Origin of the sequence: Streptomyces sp. NBC_01276 (assembly GCF_041435355.1) — a bacterium.
Classification (GTDB): Bacteria; Actinomycetota; Actinomycetes; order Streptomycetales; family Streptomycetaceae; genus Streptomyces.
This window is the reverse complement of sequence record NZ_CP108443.1, coordinates 394,262-411,794: the sequence shown is the minus strand read 5'-3', so window position 1 is coordinate 411,794 and position 17,533 is coordinate 394,262. Positions and strand designations below refer to the sequence as shown.

Sequence of the window (17,533 nt, the reverse complement as noted above, 5' to 3'; positions counted from 1 at the left end):
TCTGGCTGTTCGATTTCAGGCAGGGGGTGGAGACGCGATGAACGTAGCGCGGGTCATGGAGTCGTTGGCAGAGCAGGGTGTGACGGTGTTGTTCAAGGTCGACGCCGAGCGCATGCGCCATGCGACGAAGCCCTGGACGTTCGTCGCGAGCGGGGCTCCGTTGCGGGATGATCTCCTGGTTCGCACGGACGCCGTCTCTCTGGAGGCGTGTCTGGAGGCCTGCCTTCCGCAGTTGCGTGAGCTTGGTTTGGTGATTCCCGATTGACGGTGATTGCCTTCGAGGCCGATGCGGGCGGGCCGAGTCTGGCCTCCGGCCTGGTCGCAGCCGGACAGCTCGACATCGTCCAGGGAACCGTCTTCCGTTACTGGCGCGAGAATCTGGCAGTCTGGGAACGTCTGGCTCCCTGGGTGAAACCTCCGACTTGATCGGTCCTCGGCCTATGCGACCGCCGTACTGAGGGCTTCGTCCGAGGGGGGGAAGGTGGCGCATTCGTCGAAGCCGGCGGTTCTTGGGGCAGTGGTGGAGCCGGCCGAGCAGCCGGTCGAATAGGTTGCGCTGGGCGGCGGCGTGCCAGTCGGAGTGCTCTCCGCGTCAGGATGCTGCGGGAAGACTTCCTCCACCGCCTGGGCGAGTTCGTCTGCGGCGGCGCAGGCGGCCGTGAGCTGGCCCAGGAGCGCAAGCATTTGCCTGCCCAGTTCGTCCTCGACCAAGGGCGGCTGGGGGCCCAGTCCTGGCGGAAGGCCTCGCGGAGCCGCTCGGCTTCAACCTTGATGCCGCGCTGAGAGCTCGTAACAGGATCATGAGCGGGCCTTCTTAAGCCGGCGCCACCAGATGAGGCTGCAGGCAAGAGAGACGAAGGCGTCGTGGAGTTCGGTGAGGCGTTCCCAGCGGGCGGCGAGTCGTTTGAACTGGTGGAGCAGGGCGAAGGTCTGCTCCACGACGTAGCGGAGCTTGCCCATGTCTTTGGTGTTCGGGCATCCCCTGCGGGAGATGACGGGCAGGATCCGGCGTTTGCGCAGCTCTTCCCGGTTCGGGTTGGAGTCGTAGCCCTTGTCGCCGAGCAGGGCCTCGGGGCGTCGGTGAGGCCCTCACCCAGGAATCCACCCTCACATGGCGAGGCACATGAACCATCCTCAAACCGGCAATCTAGGATGAAACAAAGGGATGGAACGCTATCTCAGAACCGGGGCCGCACCATCGGCCAGTCGGCCGGCCGCCGAGCGCACCACGGTGCGCATCGCGGTGCGGTGCGCGCGCACCGTCGGGCCGGTGCCGGCCATCAGCCATCGCGCATTGCGTACTGCGGTGCGGCTGGTGCATTCCCCGGGAGGGTCAGCGTGTTGAACCTGGGGAAGCTCACCGGTGTCTTGTCTGCCGGTTGTCCGGTCACGCACGTGCGACAGGCGAGCTCGCTGTGCGAGGCGGGCCAGGGCCGTTCAGCTCTTGCGGCCCATCCGCGTGAACCTCAGGTGGGCCTCAAAGCCGGTATTTTCGACGGGGCCACTCCTGGCAATGTAAATGCTCTCTCCCTTCCGGGCCGTCCTGAAGAGAGAGGCGTATTGTGCGTCGCGCGGGTCGCTGTACGCGGTTGCCTGCGACACCTTGGTGTAGTCATGGGAATTCCACACGCGCAGGAACACGTGGTGTGTGTTTTGGCTGGGCTCCAGTCTTACCCACCCTTCAAAGAATCCGTCGTCCGGGACGACGTAGTGCCGGACACCGTTGCCCGTGGGATCTGTGGGCAGGTCGACGGAATCCTCGAACCAGCCGCCGGCGACGTTGAGGGTGCCTCCTACGTCGAGGTTGCCGATTTCGAGGTCGGGCCTGAGGACGCTGACCTGGGTGGAGAGGATGCGGACGACGGGGTTGGTGGGGTCGCCGGTGGTGGCGCGGAGGTAGAAGGTGGTGTCGGACTTGATGTCCTCGAGTTCCAGTCTGGAGCGGTCGGTAACGTCCCGTTCGACACCGGGGTACAGCAGGTCGTATTTGGCGTTGGCGGAGCGTTCCCAGGTCAGCTTGACGTCACCGCCGTTGGGGATGATCGAGGGTTCGCACAGGAAGTTGCGCAGGTAGAAGTCGGCAGGGAACTTCCCGATGTTGAAGACGGTGGTCCGGTCCTGGAAAGCGGAGGATCCGGTGCGGGATGATTCCGTCAGGGTGATGGGAGCGGTGCCGACCTTGCGGCTGACCGGGATGTCGGACAGCTGGATGGTGCAGCCGAGGTCCGGGCCGATCGGCGTGTGACTGGCCGCGGGCGAGAACACGAACTCCTTCGCTGCGGCATCCAGGTGGCTGCTCCAGCCGGTGAGACTGATCCTCGGGGTGACCTTCGCCAGGTCGGTGGCGAGGTCCGGCGACATGGCGCCGGCCGGCACCTTCACCCGGATCGACCTCACATCCGCCGGGGTGGCGCTCTGCCGGGAGACGGAGATGACGATCTCCCCGATCTCCTCCGGGGCCTGCGGGTTCTCCGGTGAGGCCTTCAGCGGGCTGGGGGTGGTGGTGACGGCATACGACAGCAGGGGGTCGTTGGCGGCGGTGCCTGCGTCCTGCATCTGGACGATCAGGGTCACGAAAACTCCTCGGGGTTCGGTGGCCGCGCCGCCCCGGGCGCGGGATGGCGCACAACAACGGAGTGTTCTTTAGCGGTTGACGCGGCTGTGTGCGACGACGTCGTCGAGGGTGAGGAAGCCGGAGCGGATCTCGGATTCGGCGAGGGGGAGGTCGTACTGTTCTGGCTGAGCATGGGCAGCTTGTGCCAGGTGCCCCCGCGGTTCTCGCGCTGTTCGCCGCGGGGGCTTGTCTCATGCCGGCGATCGCGGTCTACGGGTAGGGAGTAGCCAGTTCATCCCTTCCGAACCCGAACCACTCGACGCTCGGGTTGGCGTTCGTGGAGGCTTTGAGCTTGATTTCCTCACCCTTGAGCACCGGGATCGACAGGTAGGGGCTGTGCCCGTCCCCGAGGGGCGTCAGGTAGTGGAGGCCCCGGCCTGCGTCGACATAGAGATTTGCGCCAATGGCTCCCTGGAGCCGTGCGGTGAGGATGCCATCGGTCTTCGCCACGGTTTTCAGCCACCGCTCTTTGAGTCCAATGTAGAGTGCCTGCCGCGTGAGGACCTTCCCCGTGATCGCCAGTTCACCGCCTACGGTGAGGTTGCCGACTTCGAGGTCGGGCCGGGTGACGGTGACCTGGGCGGAGATGATGCGGATGACGGGGTTGGTGGGGTCGCCGGTGGTGGCGCGGAGGTAGAAGGTGGTGTCGGACTTGATGCCTTCGATGTCGAGGCTGGTCCGGTTGGTGACGTCGCGGTTGACGTCGCCGTAGAGGAGTTCGTAGGTGGCGTTGGCGGAGCGTTCCCAGGTGAGCTTGACGTCGCCGCCGTTGGCGATGATGGACGGCTCGCACAGGAAGTTGCGCAGGTAGAAGTCGGCGGGGAACTTGCCGAGGTTGAAGATGGTGGTGCGGTCCTGGAAGGCGGAGCTCCCGGTGCGGGAGCGTTCGGTGATGGTGACCGGGGCGGTGCCGACCTTCCGGCTGACGGGGATGTCGGACAGCTGGATGGTGAACCCGGTGTCGGGGCCGATGGGTGCGTGGCTTCCGGCGGGTGCGCAGACGAACTCCTTGGCGGCCGCGTCCAGGCGCACGGTCCAGCCCGTGAGGCTGATGCGGGGGCTGATCTTGTTCAGGTCGGTGGCGAGGTCGGGTGCCATCGTCCCGGCCGGGACCTTCACCCTGATCCACTCGACATCGGCCGGCGTGCCGCTCTGCCGGGCGACGGAAATGATCACCTCCCCGATCTCCTCGGGGACCTGCGGATTCTCCGGCGATGCCTTGAGCGGGCTCGGGGTGGTGCTGACGGTGTAGGACAGCAACGGGTCATTGGCCGCGGAGGTGTCGGCGTCCTGGGTCTGGGTCACGACGGTCACAAGGGGGCTCCTTCAGCGTGGCGGGCGCGCCGCCCCGTCCCGGGGCGGCGCGTGGCGGGTTCTCAGTGGTCGGTGCGGCTGTGGGCGACGGCGTCGTCCAGAGTGAGGAAGCCGGAGCGGATCTCGGGTTCGGCGAGGGGGAGGTCGTACTGGTCCTGGCTGAGGATCGGCAGCTTCTCCCACTCACCGCCGCGGTTCTCGGACCAGCTCCAGGTGCCGACGACGCCGGCCGGGACCGGCATGAGGACGGTTTCCTCACTCTCGCCCCGGTCGCCGCGCAGGGTGGTGGTGGCGGCCAGGAGCGGTCCGGTGCGGAAGTTCACGCTCATGCGGGCGATCGCCTGAGCGGTGAACTCCTGCGGGACGAAGACCTTCTTGGTGGCGAGGATGTCGGTGGTGGCGTGCACGGCCGCCCGCGGGTCCAGCAGCACCGTGGCGACCGCGGTGTTGTGGTCACCGAAGTCCAGTTCCAGGCTGGGCTTGTCGCCGATCGGCCGCAGGTACTGCCCGCCGCCGGCGGAGGGGGCGATGACCGTCTCGAAGTGCTCGTAGTCGTCGTCGAGGACGTAGCCGACCAGGCCGTCGTCGCTCTGCTGCGCCTCGCCGAGGCGGATCGCCCACGGGTAGCCGGGCAGCTCGGAGGGCGAGGGCTCGAAGAGGTTCTGCCAGCTGACGTCCGTGCGCAGGGGGCCGCGCAGGTTCATGGTGAGGCGGGTGCGGACCAGGGCGAGCGGGCGGCCGAGGAGGAAGCCGAGGCCGGGGTCGGCGGGGCCGTCCGGGTCGATGGTCTCCAGGGCCCGGTCGACGGTGGCGCGGAACGCGTCGAAGGTCTGCGGGCCGCGGGTCTTCACGGCGTTGAGCAGCCGGTAGGGGTGAGGAGCCACCGTTTGCAGCTGTTCGAACCGGGCCACCTCGGAGCCGGGCAGGGCGGACCAGGAGACCTCCCGCCCGCCTCCGGCGTTCAGGGTGACGCGCAGTTCACCGAGCGCGGCCCCGTCCGGGGCGTACACGACCAGGGACCGGTCGAGGCGGTTGTGCAGCAGCCACGCACAGACGGGGTTGGCGCCTGGGGTCAGGTCGGTGTCCTCGTCGGTGGTGGCGGCGAGGAAGTCGAAGCGCAGCCGGGCCGGCTGGAGCAGGCGCGGGCCGAGCTCGACCAGCCGGTCGGAGTCGTAGTCGCTGACGGGGTGGGCCGGGCGCATGGTGTCGGGCATCTCGGGGCGGAAGTGCGCCGCGTTGGTGATGAGGTTGACGGAGCGTCCGAACCGGTCGACGACTGCCAGGTCGAGGAAGGCGAGCTGGCCGGCGCGCAGGTCCTGGAAGGTGGAGACGGGGTCGGGGTCCCAGTCGCTGGCCTTCAGGGGGCCGGGGTCCGGCGGGGGGTAGTCACCGTTGCCGATGAGGGTGGCGAGGTCGCCGGCGGGCTGGAGGCCGGCCAGCGGTTGGCGTTGGGCGATGGCGGCGCCGAAACCGTCGAGGACCTGGGAGAGGTAGTCCGCCTCCCGGGCCTGAGTACGGACGCTCCGCAGGGCGTCGGCGGGCAGCTGGTCGCGCACGCGGGCGTAGCTCTGCAGGGTGCCTTCGACGATGTGGCCGGCGCTGGGGGCCAGGATCTGGCGGCCGGAGACGACCAGCGGGGTGCCGGGCTCTCCGGTGCCCTTCCACTGGTAGCGGGAACCGTCGATGAACTCCCAGTGTGCCGTGTCACCGTCGCGCAGCGGCAGGGGGAAGTATTCGGCCTTCCACAGCAGGAACAGCGGCTGCCAGGGCATCGCCCAGGGCGCGGTGCCGTACTCGGGCAGGGTGCCGGTGACGTCCCGGATGGCCCCGGTTTTCAGGGCGCGGTCGAGGATGAGGAACTCGCTGAGCAGAGCGGGGAAGCAGGGGGGCTGCTGACCGGTGAGGTTGATCTGGGCCGCGGTGGCGGCGACGTCGGTGGTGGTGATGCCGGAGGCGCGGGTGACCACGCGTTCGGGGGTGCGGCAGGGCAGGGCGGTGTCGCGGGTGAGCGGGGCGTGCAGGTTGGCGCCCTGGAGGGTGAGGACCGGGTCGGCGCTGTACTCGAAGTCCTCGACGGGCACCCGGATCAGGCGGCGGGCTTCCCGGGTCCCGTAGGCCGGGTACAGGGTGTCGATGCGCGCGGCCAGATCCGTCTCGCTCTTGCCCCAGGGCAATGCGGCGCGCTGCCCGGCCAGCTCGTGGGCGAGGGCGACGACACGTCCGGCTGCGCCGTCCGCGTTGCCGGGGTCGAGTTCGTCGTCGATCCGGCCGGTGAATTCCTGGGACTTCTTGCGCAGGTGGCTGAGCCACCACAGGTGGTAGAGGTGCTCACGGGCGGTGTCGAGCTCGGCTTCAGTGGCGTCGTGCGCGGCTTGGCGACGGTTGAGGTCGGCGACGGTGTCGGCCTCCGCGGCGCGGGCCGCGCGGGAGGTGGTGCGGCCGGTCTCCTCTCCGCGTTCGCCGATGAACCAGCGGTATCCGCCGGGCACGGGGCCGAAGGCGCTGTCGTGGGCGCGGCGGTCGGTGAGGATGTCGGCCTCGGGCCGGTCGCGCTCTTCCAGGGCGTCGATGCCGCCGAGCAGGAACGCCCGGAACAGGTCGGCCTCGTCCCCGGACAGCGCGCCTTCGCCGGCGGCCTGCGCACCGAGTTCGGCGACGGCTTCGGCGATGCTGTTGGACACGATCGGGGTGACGTCGGCGGGGGCCGGGCAGGGCGATTCGGGGACGGGGCCGGTGAGGTTCCAGTCCAGGCCCAGGACCGTTCCGGAGTAGACGGAGGAGCGGATGCCGCCGCCGGAGCCGACGGGCGGCTTCCACTGCAGGCGCTCCAGCAGCGCGGCGAGGTCGTCGGTGCCGGCGAGGATGTCGCTGCCCGGCTGGGCGTACCAGCCGGCGACGAGGTAGCTGAGCCGCTCCCGCGCGGGCGGTTCGCCGCTCGTTTCGTCGAGGAGGGTGTCGTGGAGGGAGAAGACGTTGCTGTTGTAGGGCTGGAAGACCGAGAAGGTCAGCAGTCCGGGGCCGATCGCGGTGAGGAACGGGGCGTGCGCGTCGGCCGGTTCCCGCCAGGGGCCGGCGAGTTCGTGGCACTTGCCGATCAGGGTCGGGGCGGCTTCCTCGCTGTCGGGGTCCTGGAAGGAGACGGTGCCGTTCATGGGGTCGAGGTAGTCGCTCTCGACGATCCAGGCCTTGAGCTTCCGGGCGCTGTCGGCGTGGCGTACGACGAGCCACCGGTTGGGCACCAGGGGGAAGTCACCGACGCCTTCCTCCTCGTCGTGGCGGCCACGGGTGAGGGCGGCGGGCAGTTCCCACTGGAGGTAGACGCCGAGGCGGTCCTCCCGGCCGGTCCACTCCTCGGGGCTGGAGAACGGGGCGGGCTCCGCGGGGACGCCTTCGCCGATGCTGCTGAAGTTGGTGATCCAGCGGTGGAACACGTGCGGGGTTGCGGTGTCGCGAGTGGCCCGGTTGACGGCGAGGGCCGCGACCTCGACCGGCACGATGAGGGTGGTGTCCACGGACATGGCCCGAGGTCCTTTCGGTCAGCGCTTGGCAGTACGGCGCGGGAACGGGGCAGGGCTCAGGGCCGGGAGAAGGTCTGCGCCTGCGGGGCGTCGATCATCTGGAGGGCGAACTGGGCGGAGGTGATCCGCCGGCCTCCGGTGAGCCCGTGGGCGGTGGACAGGGCGGGCACCAGGGCATCGCCGGCGCCATCGACGTTGAGGACGTCGCGCTCGCCGGGCCGCAGGAAGCGGCGGAATCGGCTGTCGTCCGCGGGGGGCGGGGGCGGGAACTCTCCCATGGGGTGGCCGATCCGGTCCCCGGTGATCTGGCGCAGCTCGATGGTGCCGATGTCACTGAGGCCGAAGCACAGGCCGCGTGGGGGTTCGGCCATCTCGAAGCGGTCGATCACCTCGGGGTAGAGCAGCAGGCGGATCTCGGTGCCGAACACCGCGTCGCGCACCGGTTCCACCACATTGGAACCCCGGTAGGCGGTGACGATGGTGTGGGGCCAGTTCGGCACCAGGCTGGAGTTGATCAGCACCGCGCACTTCGGGACCGGTCCGCCACCGGTGGCGAGGGCGTTGAGGTCGGCGTCCAGGGTGTGGCCGACGCCGACGCTCAGCGCACCGTCCACGGCCGCCCGCACCCAGCTGGTGTCGATGTAGGCGAAGCGGATGCTCTCGGCCGGCAGCGCGCGAGGATCGGGGACCAGGTGGGTCAGGCCCAGCAGCTCCAGGCGGCGCAGCGCGTCCAGCCAGGCGGTGACCTTCTTGAACTCGTCGGGGGCGGCTTGGGTGAGCAGGCTCGCGACGCCGGGCTGGGCGAGTACGGCACGCGTGTCGCCGATGGTGCGACGGGTGCGGGCTGCGGTGCGGCGGCGGCCGGCGCGCAGCTGCGGGCCGGCCTGGTCGAGAGCCTGCGCGAGGCGGCTGTCGCCGGAGCGGGTGTCGCCGTCCACGAGGAGACGGTCGAAGGCCTCGAAGGCGAGGGGTGCGGTGAGGTGACGGCTGGTCAGTGCGGTCGCGGCGCGGGCGGTGAGCTCTGGGTGGGAGGCGAGGCGGCGGGCTGCGGTGCGGGCGGCGGAGCGGAACTCCAGCAGGGCGGTACGGAACTCGGCGTCGGCGAGGGCGAGGGTGCGCCCGGTGGTGAACGCGGCGGCGTAGGCGGTGTCGAAGACGCCGTACTGCTGCAGGTAGACCAGCGCCTCACCCGGGGAGTCCAGGCGGGTGGCAGTTGGTGCGGGAAGCCCCTGCGCCGGCTGCGCGATGAGCGGGCCGCGGTAGAAAGCCAGGGTGCGCTCACCGCTCTCCAGGCGCTGCGGCAGGGCCACGGCCCCGCCCGCCATGCGGTCCAGGGCCTCCTTCTGCGGGCCGGCCGGATTGGCCGGGCCGGCGGTCGGCACGCGCAGGCGCAGCTGATCGGCGGGACGCGGGATGGTGCCGTCGGCGGTGGCCAGGTGCTGGGCGAGGTCGCCGAAGCCGACGCCGGAGTCGGGTTCGGTGGTGAACGACCAGGAGGCGAGGGAGACCAGGCGTACGCCTTCGGTGGGCGCGGGGGTGGTCAGGTGCTGGTCGAATCCCTCGAGGGAGACCAGGTGGACGACGTGCCGCCCGCCGGTGGCGGCGGGGAAGCGGTTGGCGACGAGGACGGCGTTGAGTTCGCCCTCGTCGGGTTCGGGGTCCGCGCCGGTGCGGGTGGCGTCGGGGCGCCCGCCCTCGCGCAGGTGCGCGAGGTAGCCCATCTCGGCCGGCAGCGGCTTCACCGCGTCGAACAGGGTCTTGGGGACGAGGACGGTGGCGCACTGCTCGTCGTACTCGTCGGGGCGCAGGCTCTCCGGCGGGAGTGCGGGGGGCTTGCCGGCGCCGAGGGCGCCGTCCAGGAGACGGCGCACGGTGCCGGCCTTGACCAGGCCCACCGCGTCCGGGTCCTCGGGCAGTTCGTCCTCGCGGAACAGCAGCAGGGCCATCCACGGGACGGCGGCCGGCTGGCCCGGGCCCAGGGGGCGGTTCCAGGGCAGGCCGGGGGCGTCGAGGTTGATGTGGGCGAGGGTCTGGCTGTAGGTGCCGGCGGCGTCCGGCACGGGGAACTGCGCGTTGATGCCGGTCGGGTCGAAGCTGAAGCGCGGCTGGACGACGTCGAAGGGCTGCGGGGTGGCGTCGATGACGCGGTCCGCTCCGTCGAGGTCCTTGAGGGTCTGGCGGTTGTCGATCCGGTAGCGTCCGGCGTAGAGGGAGGGGATGCGGTGGTCGAAGAACCGGGTGCGGTGCTGGGCCGCCGGTGCGCTGGTGCGCGGCTGGGGGGCGGGTTCGGACGTGGTGGTCACGAGGCGTGCCTTTCGACAGGACGCAGCGGTGGGATCCGGTGGTGGTGACGAGACGGCGCGGCCTTGGGCGCGCCTCGGCGAGGGCCGCCGCTGTCATGGCGGGTGGCCCGGTGCGGCTCGTCCGGTCAGCCGGCGATGAGCATCGGCTCGGCGGTGAAGGCGGTGCCCGCGGCGAGGGCGTAGCCGCTCAGGTCGGTGTCGAGCACGCCAAGGTCGGCACCGAGACCGGTCAGGGCCTGGGCCAGGGCGGTGCGGTTGGTGCGGGTGGCGGTGGTGTCGATGCCGTCCTGGATCGCGGCGATGACCCCGCCGGGCCGCTTCGGCTCAGGGCCCGTGGCCGGTTCGCCGGCGGACAGCGGCTGGTTGCCGTCGGGGTTGATCGGGTCGAAGGAGATGGCCTGCTCGTCGAGGAACCCGGTGTCGGTGCCGTGGTCGACCGGCGGCGAGGTCAGCCGGATCCCGAGGATCCGGTCGGGGATGATCCCGTCGTTGGGCGCGTCCGGCCGCTGGCCCCACAGGCCGTTGGGCACGTTGCCGCGCAGGACGGAACGGCCCCAGGGCGTCAGGAGGGACGGCTGGCCGTTGTAGGTGAGCCACACGCGCAGTTCGCTGCCCTTGCCCCGCACGTGCATGGGCAGGATGTCCACTGTCGTGCCGGTGGCGACCTCGACGGTGTCGCCGCCCTGGTTCAGGTAGACCTTGCTGACGGGGGCCGGGGTGTCGGCGGTGAAGGTGAAGCCGCCGTTGCTGACCAGCCACGGCTTGATGGCGCCGCGGGTGGCCGGGGTCCCCTCGCCCGTGTATCCGGCGATAGCCGTGGTGCGGACCATGTTCTCGGGTGGCGGCAGCATGCCCTGGAAGCCGCCCCAGTCCAGCGCCGGGGTCTGGTTGCGGCGGCCGGCGCCGAAGCCGATGGTGAAGGAGATGAACCACAGGTGGACGGTGGCCTCGCCACCCACCGCGGGCCCCCAGATCCGAACGCTGACGCCGACCTCGATCGAGATCCTGATCTTGACGAACCAGATCTTGATGGTCGCGGAGACGCCGACCCGGATCCCCATGCCCACGTCGAAGTAGAAGGGGTTCCACTCCAGCAGGGCGTCCACCCGGGCGGAGAGCCAGGCGCGCAGCATGCCGGACTGGAAGACGACGTCCAGGGAGCCGCCGGCCATCAGGGACTTGGGGGTGAACGCGGCATAGGCGTTGCCGGTGATGTTGACCGTCGAGCCGACGCCCCAGGTCAGACCGGCCGGCTGCTGGCGGGGGTAGCGGGCGGGCAGTTCCCGGCCTGCGGGGATTGCGCCGAGCAGGAACGCGAAGTCGCCGGCCTGCGGGTGGTTGCCGAACCAGAACTTCATGCCGACGCCGCCGCGCAGCTTGCAGTTCGGGTCGATGAGGAACGTCTTCTCGGTGAACGCCGCGCCGATGCTCAGCTCCCCGGCCGTCGGGCGCAGGGTGGCCTCGATGCCGATCTCCACCCGGGCGATCTTCTTGTCGCTCTTGGTGGGCAGTTGCATCCCGGCGACGCCCAGCAGGCTGATCGTCAGGTCGGAGCCGGTCTGCACCAGCGCCATGGCGCGGCCACTGAAGGTCTCGAAGCAGTCGAAGGCCAGGCCGGCGGCGAACCAGAGGTCGCCCTCCTGCGGCCGTACCCACGGGTTGGAGCCGCCGATCAACTCTCCGAGGACCTTGAGCGGGTCGACCTCCTCGTCATCGGCCCCGATCTCGCCCGGGTTGTCGAGTGCGATCAGGAACGGGAAACCGCCCAGCGCGTCGGCCGCCGGGACCCGCACGCGGCTGTTCCAGCCGAACCCGGCCGAGATGCCGCGCACCTGGAACAGCGGCGGCCCGAAGCCGGTCTGGCTGCCGAGGGAGCCGTAGGCGAAGAGCGACGGATCCGCGCCGGTGCCGTCGGGGACGACGTAAGCGCCCATGGCCGAGCCGTTGAACGCACCGGTGTCCACCAGCAGTACCCCGCCGACCACCGTCTTGTACGGCGGGGAGGCCGGCAGCGCGGTCAGCGCGCCGGCGATCCGCAGCGGCGGGTTGTAGTAGTCGACGCTCAGGCCGTTGTCGCCGCCGGGCGTGCCGATCGGCGACCAGCCGCGCACAGACGGCGCCTCAAGGACCCGCATGCCCTTGCGGCGCCGCGGTCCGGAGCGGGGGGCGAGGATGCCGTTCTCGGTCACCAGCGCCTGCGGGGCGCGGTCGCGGGCGGCTCCGCCGCGGTGCTTCACCGGCGGCAGGGCGCGGCCCAGGCCGTCCAGGCGATCGAGGTCGCTCGGCGGCGCGGGCGTGCGCCTGGTCAGCCGCAGCACCCGGCCGTCCGCCAGGACCCAGGCACCGGAGGGCAGGTCCGTGTCGGCCGGGGCGCCGTCGACCAGGACCAGAGCGCGGCCCTCACCGAGATCTGCGGTTGCCAGGGTCCCGGTCACCCACTCGCCGTCGACGGTGAACGCGATGTCCACCGGTGCCGAGGACGCGGTGACCGCGGCCCGCCCGCCGACCGACAGGGCCCTCGGATCACACACCGCACCGTCGATCCGCACCGTGCCGCCCGGAAAGACAAGCGCCGCAGCGTCGGGGTCGGCGAACACGGACACCGGGATCTCGACCGCCCCGCCCGCCGCCTGGTCGAGAAGCTTCCGAACGTCTTCCACGTGTGCTGTCACAGCGATCCAACCCTCTACTCGCGGCAAAAGGGGAAAGCGGAAGTCCGCGCCGGTCCGGCGACAAGCCTGAGGTCCGCTGCGAGGATCCTAGCCAGCCGGACACTGAAAGCTCATGTGTAACGACTCAGCGTGATGAACTTGGCTGAAAGCCGCAAACCACATGTGTGGGCGGATGCTCCACGGGCTGCGCCGCCCTGCGTGCAGAAGCGTTTCTACCGGGCCCGCAAGACCCCTGAGATGGCAAACGACCACGCACGGCTGCCCGTGGGCGTCCCTGGCGCCGACGCGCGAGAACGGTAACGAACCAGCCTGATGGGTCGAGCGGTTCGTTCGGCGGATGCCCTCAAGACGGGGTTCGAGGGCGGTCGGGGTTGATATCGGGCGAGCTCTTCGTTCTTGTCGGCGATGGTCGCCTTGAGGCAGGAGCCGCCCGCCCGACGGCGGCCCTGCAGACGGCGGCCCTGCAGACGGCGGCTTTGGTGCCGGATTCCTCCCATGCCTTGCAGTCGTTGCGGTTGCGGGCGAGTGGGCGGCCGACCACGACGACGAGGCGGGTGTCGGCGTCGATGACGATCGAGACCGAGACGACGTGTCAAAGATCTGCAAGCCCTTGGTGGTCGGCTCCGGAAGTCCTTCGGGGGTTGACCCCGCCCGACGCCAAGCAAGCTCGGCGCACGGACGGCGTTCATCCCGCTCACCGCTCTCACTGGTGGACCAGCGCCGGCCTCAGCACAGAGCACGCTGGGTGGCGCGTGATGCCGACAAGCGTGCTTCTACTCGGCCCTGTCGGGGACAGCTCCTCGGGCGTAGAAGGAGACGACGCCGCGCCACGGCGATGGGCCGCCCAGCGTTCGGTCAAGGTGCTCTTGTGACGGGTCGAGCGAGCGTCGGGCCGCGTTGACGAACTTCAGGTGTGCCTCCTCCAGCGCGCTGTGGATTGGCCGAAGCGCCTCAAGGTCGGTGGGCTGGCGACCGTGGAACAGGATGGTGAAATCCTCCACGACCTCGCAGAGCTCCACAGCCGCGGCGGCGGCCTCACGAGTTGCCACCAAGCTCAACGACTGCACTCCGGCATTGAACGGCCCCCAGATGTCAGAGGCAGGCTGGCGCTCCTCAAGGAACGCGCCGCGGAGCTCGGCTTCCACAGCGCCGAACGCCTGCAGGAACCTCTCGTAGGCGGCGGTCTGTGTCCCTTGCAGCCACTGGCGGTTCTGGCCGCGTCGCCCGACGATCCCGCCTGCGATGACGCCCACGACGGTGGCCGCGACGCCACCTGCGGTGGATATCAGAAGGTCCCATGGGACAGCCAAATCGGTTCCCCCGCATGGTGGATGGTCCGTTCGAGCGAGCTCCGTGCTCACTGTAGAGCCCCATGGCCGCGCCGCACCGCACACGCCGAGCAGTGCTCTACTTTCAGCCCCGTGCCTGGCCGCACAACTGGCCATCGCTACCTGATATTCGCAATAGCATGCCCGTTACCGCTGCCTGCCCGATAGCCCTGATCGCCTCCCAGCGCCACCGACTCAAGAAGAAGATGGCCTACGGCCACAAGACCCCGCATCAGGACCGGCAGCGGGCCACGATCGTGCTGCTCGCGGCCCCGGGCCGCTCGAACGCGAGGATCGCCGTCACGACGGGCATGCACGTCGACACGGTACGCACCTGGCGTGCCCGGTTCGCCGAAGGCGGCCTGCCCGCGCTGGCCGACCGCAAGCGTTCAGGGCGCCCGCGCCGCTTCACCCCGGTGCAGGTCGCCGAGGTCAAGGCGCCGGCCTGCCAACTGCCCGCCGAGACCGGCAGCCCGCTGTCTCGCTGGTCGTGTCCGGAACTGGCGCGCGAGGTCGTGGTCCGCGCCAACGCGGCTCGATCTCCGCCTCCACCGTGCGGCGCCGGCTCAAGGACGACGCGCTCAAGCCCTGGCAATACCGGTCCTGGATCTTCATCCGAGACCCGGCCTTCCAGCCCAAGGCCGCCCGCATCCTGGACCTGTACGCCCGCACCTTCGACGGCGTCCCGCTGGACGAGGACGACTACGTGATCTCCAGCGATGAGAAGACGTCCGTGCAAGCCCGCTGCCGCTGCCATCCCACCCTGGCCCCGGGCCAGGCCCGTGCAATGCGGGTCAACCACGAGTATCGGCGTGGTGGCGCACTGGCCTACCTCGCCGCCTACGACGTCCACCGAGCCCGCGTCTTCGGACGCTGCGAGCCCACCACCGGCATCGTGCCCTTCATGAACCTGGTCACCCAGGTCATGACCACCGAGCCCTATGCCAGCGCGAAACGCGTCTTCTGGATCGTCGACAACGGCTCCTCCCACCGGGGGAAGGCCGCCATCGACCGCCTGGCCAAGGCGTTTCCCAACGCCGTCATGGTGCACACTCCCGTCCACGCCTCCTGGACCAATCAGGTCGAGATCTTCTTCTCCGCCGTCCAACGCAAAGTCGTGGCACCCAACGACTTCACGGACCTCGACCAAGTCCGAGACCGGCTCCGGGCCTTCGAAGACCGCTATAACGCCACGGCACAGCCGTTCCGGTGGAAGTTCACCACTTACGACCTGGACGATCTGCTGGCCAGGCTCGACCGGCAAACCGCCGATCACCCAGGAGAATCCTCCATCGCGCCCGCGGCGTGATCAACCCCCGAAGGACTTCCGGAGCCGACCACTTAGGGACGGTGAAAATCACCGGGCGGGGCGCTCCGCGCACGCTTCGGGATCGGCTGGAGTGGCGCTCGTCGGCCGCCCGGAGGTCGCCCTGCTTGGCAGTGCCGGTCAGACACCGACACACGGCTTGGCGCCGTTGAAGGGTCGTCCGCCCTCCCGCATCGGCCTTCTGTTCGACGGGGCACATCCAGGGCACCCTCAGGGCCGGCAAGGCGGGCCGGTGGCGTGGCCGCGCGAAAGGCGGAAAGGACCAAGGGTCGCGGGAGGCAAGGTCGACGACATCACGGACCATCTCCACCGCATGATCGGGGAGCGCCGTGAGCACCTTCGCGGCCTGCGGGGAGAGTCGGGCCGGCCATGCGCTCACGAACGCGCGCCCAGGACGTCTTCCAGGCCGATGCCGTCGGAGTCGTCCAGCCCGGAGGCGATGAATGCATCGACGGCCGAGGCGGATGCCAGACGGGCCTTCCAGGCGCGGACGACCTCGTGAAGCGGGGTGAGGCTGTAGCTGTGCCGGGACTTCTCCAGGGCCTGGGCCCAGTCCTGCTCGAACGCCGGCACCCATTGTGCGGCCCGGGGGTCCTTCCGGACCCGGGCAAGGAGCTCCACAGCCGCGGTGGGCTCGGGGGCCGGGGGCGGTGCGGGCGCGTATTCGGGCTGGGCGCTCATGGGCTCCTCCAGTGTGTCTTCTGACCACGGTACCGGGACCGGTAAAGGTCCACAGGGGATCCCCTGTTGCTGTACTCCGCCGCCGGATTGCCATGAGGCCGGAGTCCTCCGCGCGGCGGGCGCTGCTGTACCCGTGCGCAGCCAGGGCGTCGCCCGGAAGCAGCGCCGCGGGCACGATGGCGTCCAGCAGCGCGGTCCACGAGGTCCGGCCCCTCTCCAGCGCGGCGACGATCGAGTACGGCCAGCCGGGCACCATCTGGTGCTTGCCCAGACCCCGGCCGAAGGTGTGGCAGAAGGAGCGGTCCGAGGAGGTGTCGGCATGCGGACGCAACCACGGGCAGACGTCCACCGCCAGCACCAGCCGACCGTCACCTGCTCGGGGAAGCGGGACACTGGTCAGTACACGCCGCAGCCGGGCGACGTCGATCCGACAGCGGTTGATCCCGGAGTACAAGGCCCCGCGTCCGCGCCGATGCCCGGGAGCCAGCGCCAGGTCCGCAAGGGTGCAGGCGTGGAGATCAGGTGCCTGTTCGTGGAGCCGTCGGCTTGGACACTTTCGGCCCCGAACCGCGCCTGACTCCGACCCTCGTCAGTAGCGGAGCCGGTGCCGCCGTCCCCCGTCGTGGCAAGGCAGTCGTAGGTGACGAGACGAGCGAACTGCTGCTCCTGGAGCCGACCGCCGGTGCGGCCCGCACTGTCCCCGGCGCGACTGAACCGCCCCGGGAGGCCGGTCAGCCCAGCGGCGGGCTGTACCGGTCGATGCCGTCGAGAATCCTCTGGTCCAGTTCCAGGGCGGCGGTGATGTCCTTGCGCGTGAACCGCGTCGGGTCCTTGGCGTAGATCTCCCGCCCCCGCTCGGAGGTGAACCGTTCCTCCGGGATCCGGTCGGCGCCCTCCGGCAGGAACTTGGCGACTTCTTCCAGCGCCGCCGTCCCGTACGCGGCGGTGGGGCGGATCTCGCGGTGTTCGGCCCGCGGGGTGTTCAGCAGCCGCAGCCCGGACTCGGTCGACAACCGGTCGCTGACCCACATGAACTCACCCGGGTCGATGATCTGCGAGGGCTCCGGACCGCCGAAGGCCGGGGGCGCGGGGGGCCATCCGTCGGGCATCGTGAACTCGTACGAGCGCGTGCGGCCGCACTGCGGGCAGGTGCCCTCGTACACGCTGACCAGGATCCCCTCCCGGTCCTCCAACCGGTGCTGCCGATCGAATTGCGTAGCGCCGCAGACACAGACGTGCAGGTCCATGTAGAGGTGCGCTTCCTGCGCCGAACGAGCGATCAACATGTCATGATCATACCCATATCGGCACGCCGGACTGGGAGATCAGTGGAGCTGCGTACCGGCGGGGGACAGCTGCTCGGCGAGGCCGAGGCCGTCTTGCCGAGGATGCTGCGGGATCTGTACGCGGAGCAGCTGAGGGGCACCGCCATCGCCGGGGAGGACGGCCGGCGCTTCTTCCAGCTGAGCGACTCCGCCGACCGGCGGATCGAGCTGCGCCTGGACACGGCCGCACTGCCGCGGCCGCTGGTGGCGCGCACCTTCACGAACACGACGACCGACCGGTACGTCGTCCAGCTCGCCGACACCCTGCGGCCGGCGCAGGCAGGCCAGGTTCGGACCGCGCGGCCCCGTCCTGCCGGCGAGTGACCACCAGGGTCCATCCCTCCTGCCGGCGCCCGTCCTGCGCGAGGTACGACGCCGGCCAGGCGGGCCAACCGGAGCCTCCCGCTCTGCCGGATCACGGTGCCCCGGCCCTGCCGGTCCTGACGCGGGT

At 70.2% G+C, this 17,533-nt stretch carries 12 protein-coding genes and 3 pseudogenes; 4 read left to right on the top strand and 11 right to left on the bottom strand.

Annotated elements, in window-relative coordinates; translation table 11 throughout:
• Positions 1–37 precede the first annotated feature (37 nt).
• On the top strand, positions 38–265 hold the full coding sequence (locus OG295_RS39180) for a hypothetical protein (protein ID WP_331738611.1): 228 nt from the start codon (positions 38–40) through the stop codon (positions 263–265).
• Between the two features lie 533 nt (positions 266–798).
• On the opposite strand, the gene OG295_RS39175 is transcribed toward OG295_RS39180, so the two are convergent.
• The 8 genes and pseudogenes from OG295_RS39175 to OG295_RS39140 all read right to left on the bottom strand — a co-directional run bounded on the left by OG295_RS39175 (position 799) and on the right by OG295_RS39140 (position 13,782).
• Positions 799–1,065: a transposase gene (locus OG295_RS39175; protein WP_331739019.1), complete on the bottom strand. Its 267-nt coding sequence runs from the start codon at positions 1,063–1,065 to the stop codon at positions 799–801.
• 372 nt (positions 1,066–1,437) lie between these two features.
• Positions 1,438–2,574, bottom strand: coding sequence for a hypothetical protein (locus OG295_RS39170; RefSeq protein ID WP_331738607.1), 1,137 nt, complete (start codon positions 2,572–2,574; stop codon positions 1,438–1,440).
• A gap of 250 nt (positions 2,575–2,824) precedes the next feature.
• The gene (locus tag OG295_RS39165) at positions 2,825–3,928 is read right to left on the bottom strand and encodes a hypothetical protein (protein WP_331738605.1); all 1,104 of its coding nucleotides are present in this window, start codon (positions 3,926–3,928) and stop codon (positions 2,825–2,827) included.
• Between the two features lie 62 nt (positions 3,929–3,990).
• Entirely contained in the window at positions 3,991–7,446 is a 3,456-nt protein-coding gene (locus OG295_RS39160; RefSeq protein WP_331738603.1) for a hypothetical protein, read from the bottom strand.
• Between the two features lie 56 nt (positions 7,447–7,502).
• The gene (locus tag OG295_RS39155; protein ID WP_331738601.1) at positions 7,503–9,749 is read right to left on the bottom strand and encodes a hypothetical protein; all 2,247 of its coding nucleotides are present in this window, start codon (positions 9,747–9,749) and stop codon (positions 7,503–7,505) included.
• A gap of 125 nt (positions 9,750–9,874) precedes the next feature.
• Positions 9,875–12,409 carry a DUF6603 domain-containing protein gene (locus tag OG295_RS39150; protein WP_371681502.1) on the bottom strand — a complete coding sequence of 845 codons (2,535 nt, stop codon included), beginning with the start codon at positions 12,407–12,409 and terminating at the stop codon, positions 9,875–9,877.
• A 478-nt stretch (positions 12,410–12,887) separates the two neighbouring features.
• Positions 12,888–12,995: pseudogene (locus OG295_RS39145) on the bottom strand (IS5/IS1182 family transposase); the annotation flags it as partial.
• A 199-nt stretch (positions 12,996–13,194) separates the two neighbouring features.
• On the bottom strand, positions 13,195–13,782 hold the full coding sequence (locus tag OG295_RS39140) for a hypothetical protein (RefSeq protein ID WP_371681501.1): 588 nt from the start codon (positions 13,780–13,782) through the stop codon (positions 13,195–13,197).
• 11 nt (positions 13,783–13,793) lie between these two features.
• Here OG295_RS39140 and OG295_RS39135 point away from each other — a divergent pair.
• Positions 13,794–14,204 (top strand): annotated as a pseudogene (locus OG295_RS39135) (helix-turn-helix domain-containing protein); the annotation flags it as partial.
• Between the two features lie 35 nt (positions 14,205–14,239).
• Positions 14,240–15,058 (top strand): IS630 family transposase, encoded by an 819-nt coding sequence (locus OG295_RS39130; protein WP_371681500.1) that lies wholly within the window; start codon positions 14,240–14,242, stop codon positions 15,056–15,058.
• Positions 15,059–15,451: 393 nt separating this feature from the next.
• Here OG295_RS39130 and OG295_RS39125 read toward each other — a convergent pair whose 3' ends face one another.
• The 3 genes and pseudogenes from OG295_RS39125 to OG295_RS39115 all read right to left on the bottom strand — a co-directional run bounded on the left by OG295_RS39125 (position 15,452) and on the right by OG295_RS39115 (position 17,043).
• Complete coding sequence (locus tag OG295_RS39125; RefSeq protein ID WP_331738593.1) at positions 15,452–15,757, bottom strand: DUF6247 family protein; 306 nt, start codon at positions 15,755–15,757, stop codon at positions 15,452–15,454.
• A gap of 151 nt (positions 15,758–15,908) precedes the next feature.
• Positions 15,909–16,262: pseudogene (locus tag OG295_RS39120) on the bottom strand (transposase); the annotation flags it as partial.
• A 226-nt stretch (positions 16,263–16,488) separates the two neighbouring features.
• Positions 16,489–17,043, bottom strand: a complete 555-nt coding sequence (locus tag OG295_RS39115; protein WP_331738591.1) for a hypothetical protein — start codon at positions 17,041–17,043, stop codon at positions 16,489–16,491.
• A 42-nt stretch (positions 17,044–17,085) separates the two neighbouring features.
• On the opposite strand from OG295_RS39115, the gene OG295_RS39110 reads away from it, so the two are divergent.
• A complete protein-coding gene (locus OG295_RS39110; RefSeq protein ID WP_371681499.1) occupies positions 17,086–17,406 on the top strand; it encodes a hypothetical protein in 321 nt (106 codons plus the stop codon).
• Positions 17,407–17,533: the final 127 nt, after the last annotated feature.

What these genes read in the sequence shown, in the direction of transcription:
- OG295_RS39180 (WP_331738611.1), top strand. Translation starts at nt 38, where the DNA reads ATGAACGTAGCGCGGGTCATGGAGTCGTTGGCAGAGCAGGGTGTGACG.
- OG295_RS39160 (WP_331738603.1), bottom strand. Translation starts at nt 7,446, where the DNA reads ATGTCCGTGGACACCACCCTCATCGTGCCGGTCGAGGTCGCGGCCCTC.
- OG295_RS39125 (WP_331738593.1), bottom strand. Translation starts at nt 15,757, where the DNA reads ATGAGCGCCCAGCCCGAATACGCGCCCGCACCGCCCCCGGCCCCCGAG.
- OG295_RS39115 (WP_331738591.1), bottom strand. Translation starts at nt 17,043, where the DNA reads ATGTTGATCGCTCGTTCGGCGCAGGAAGCGCACCTCTACATGGACCTG.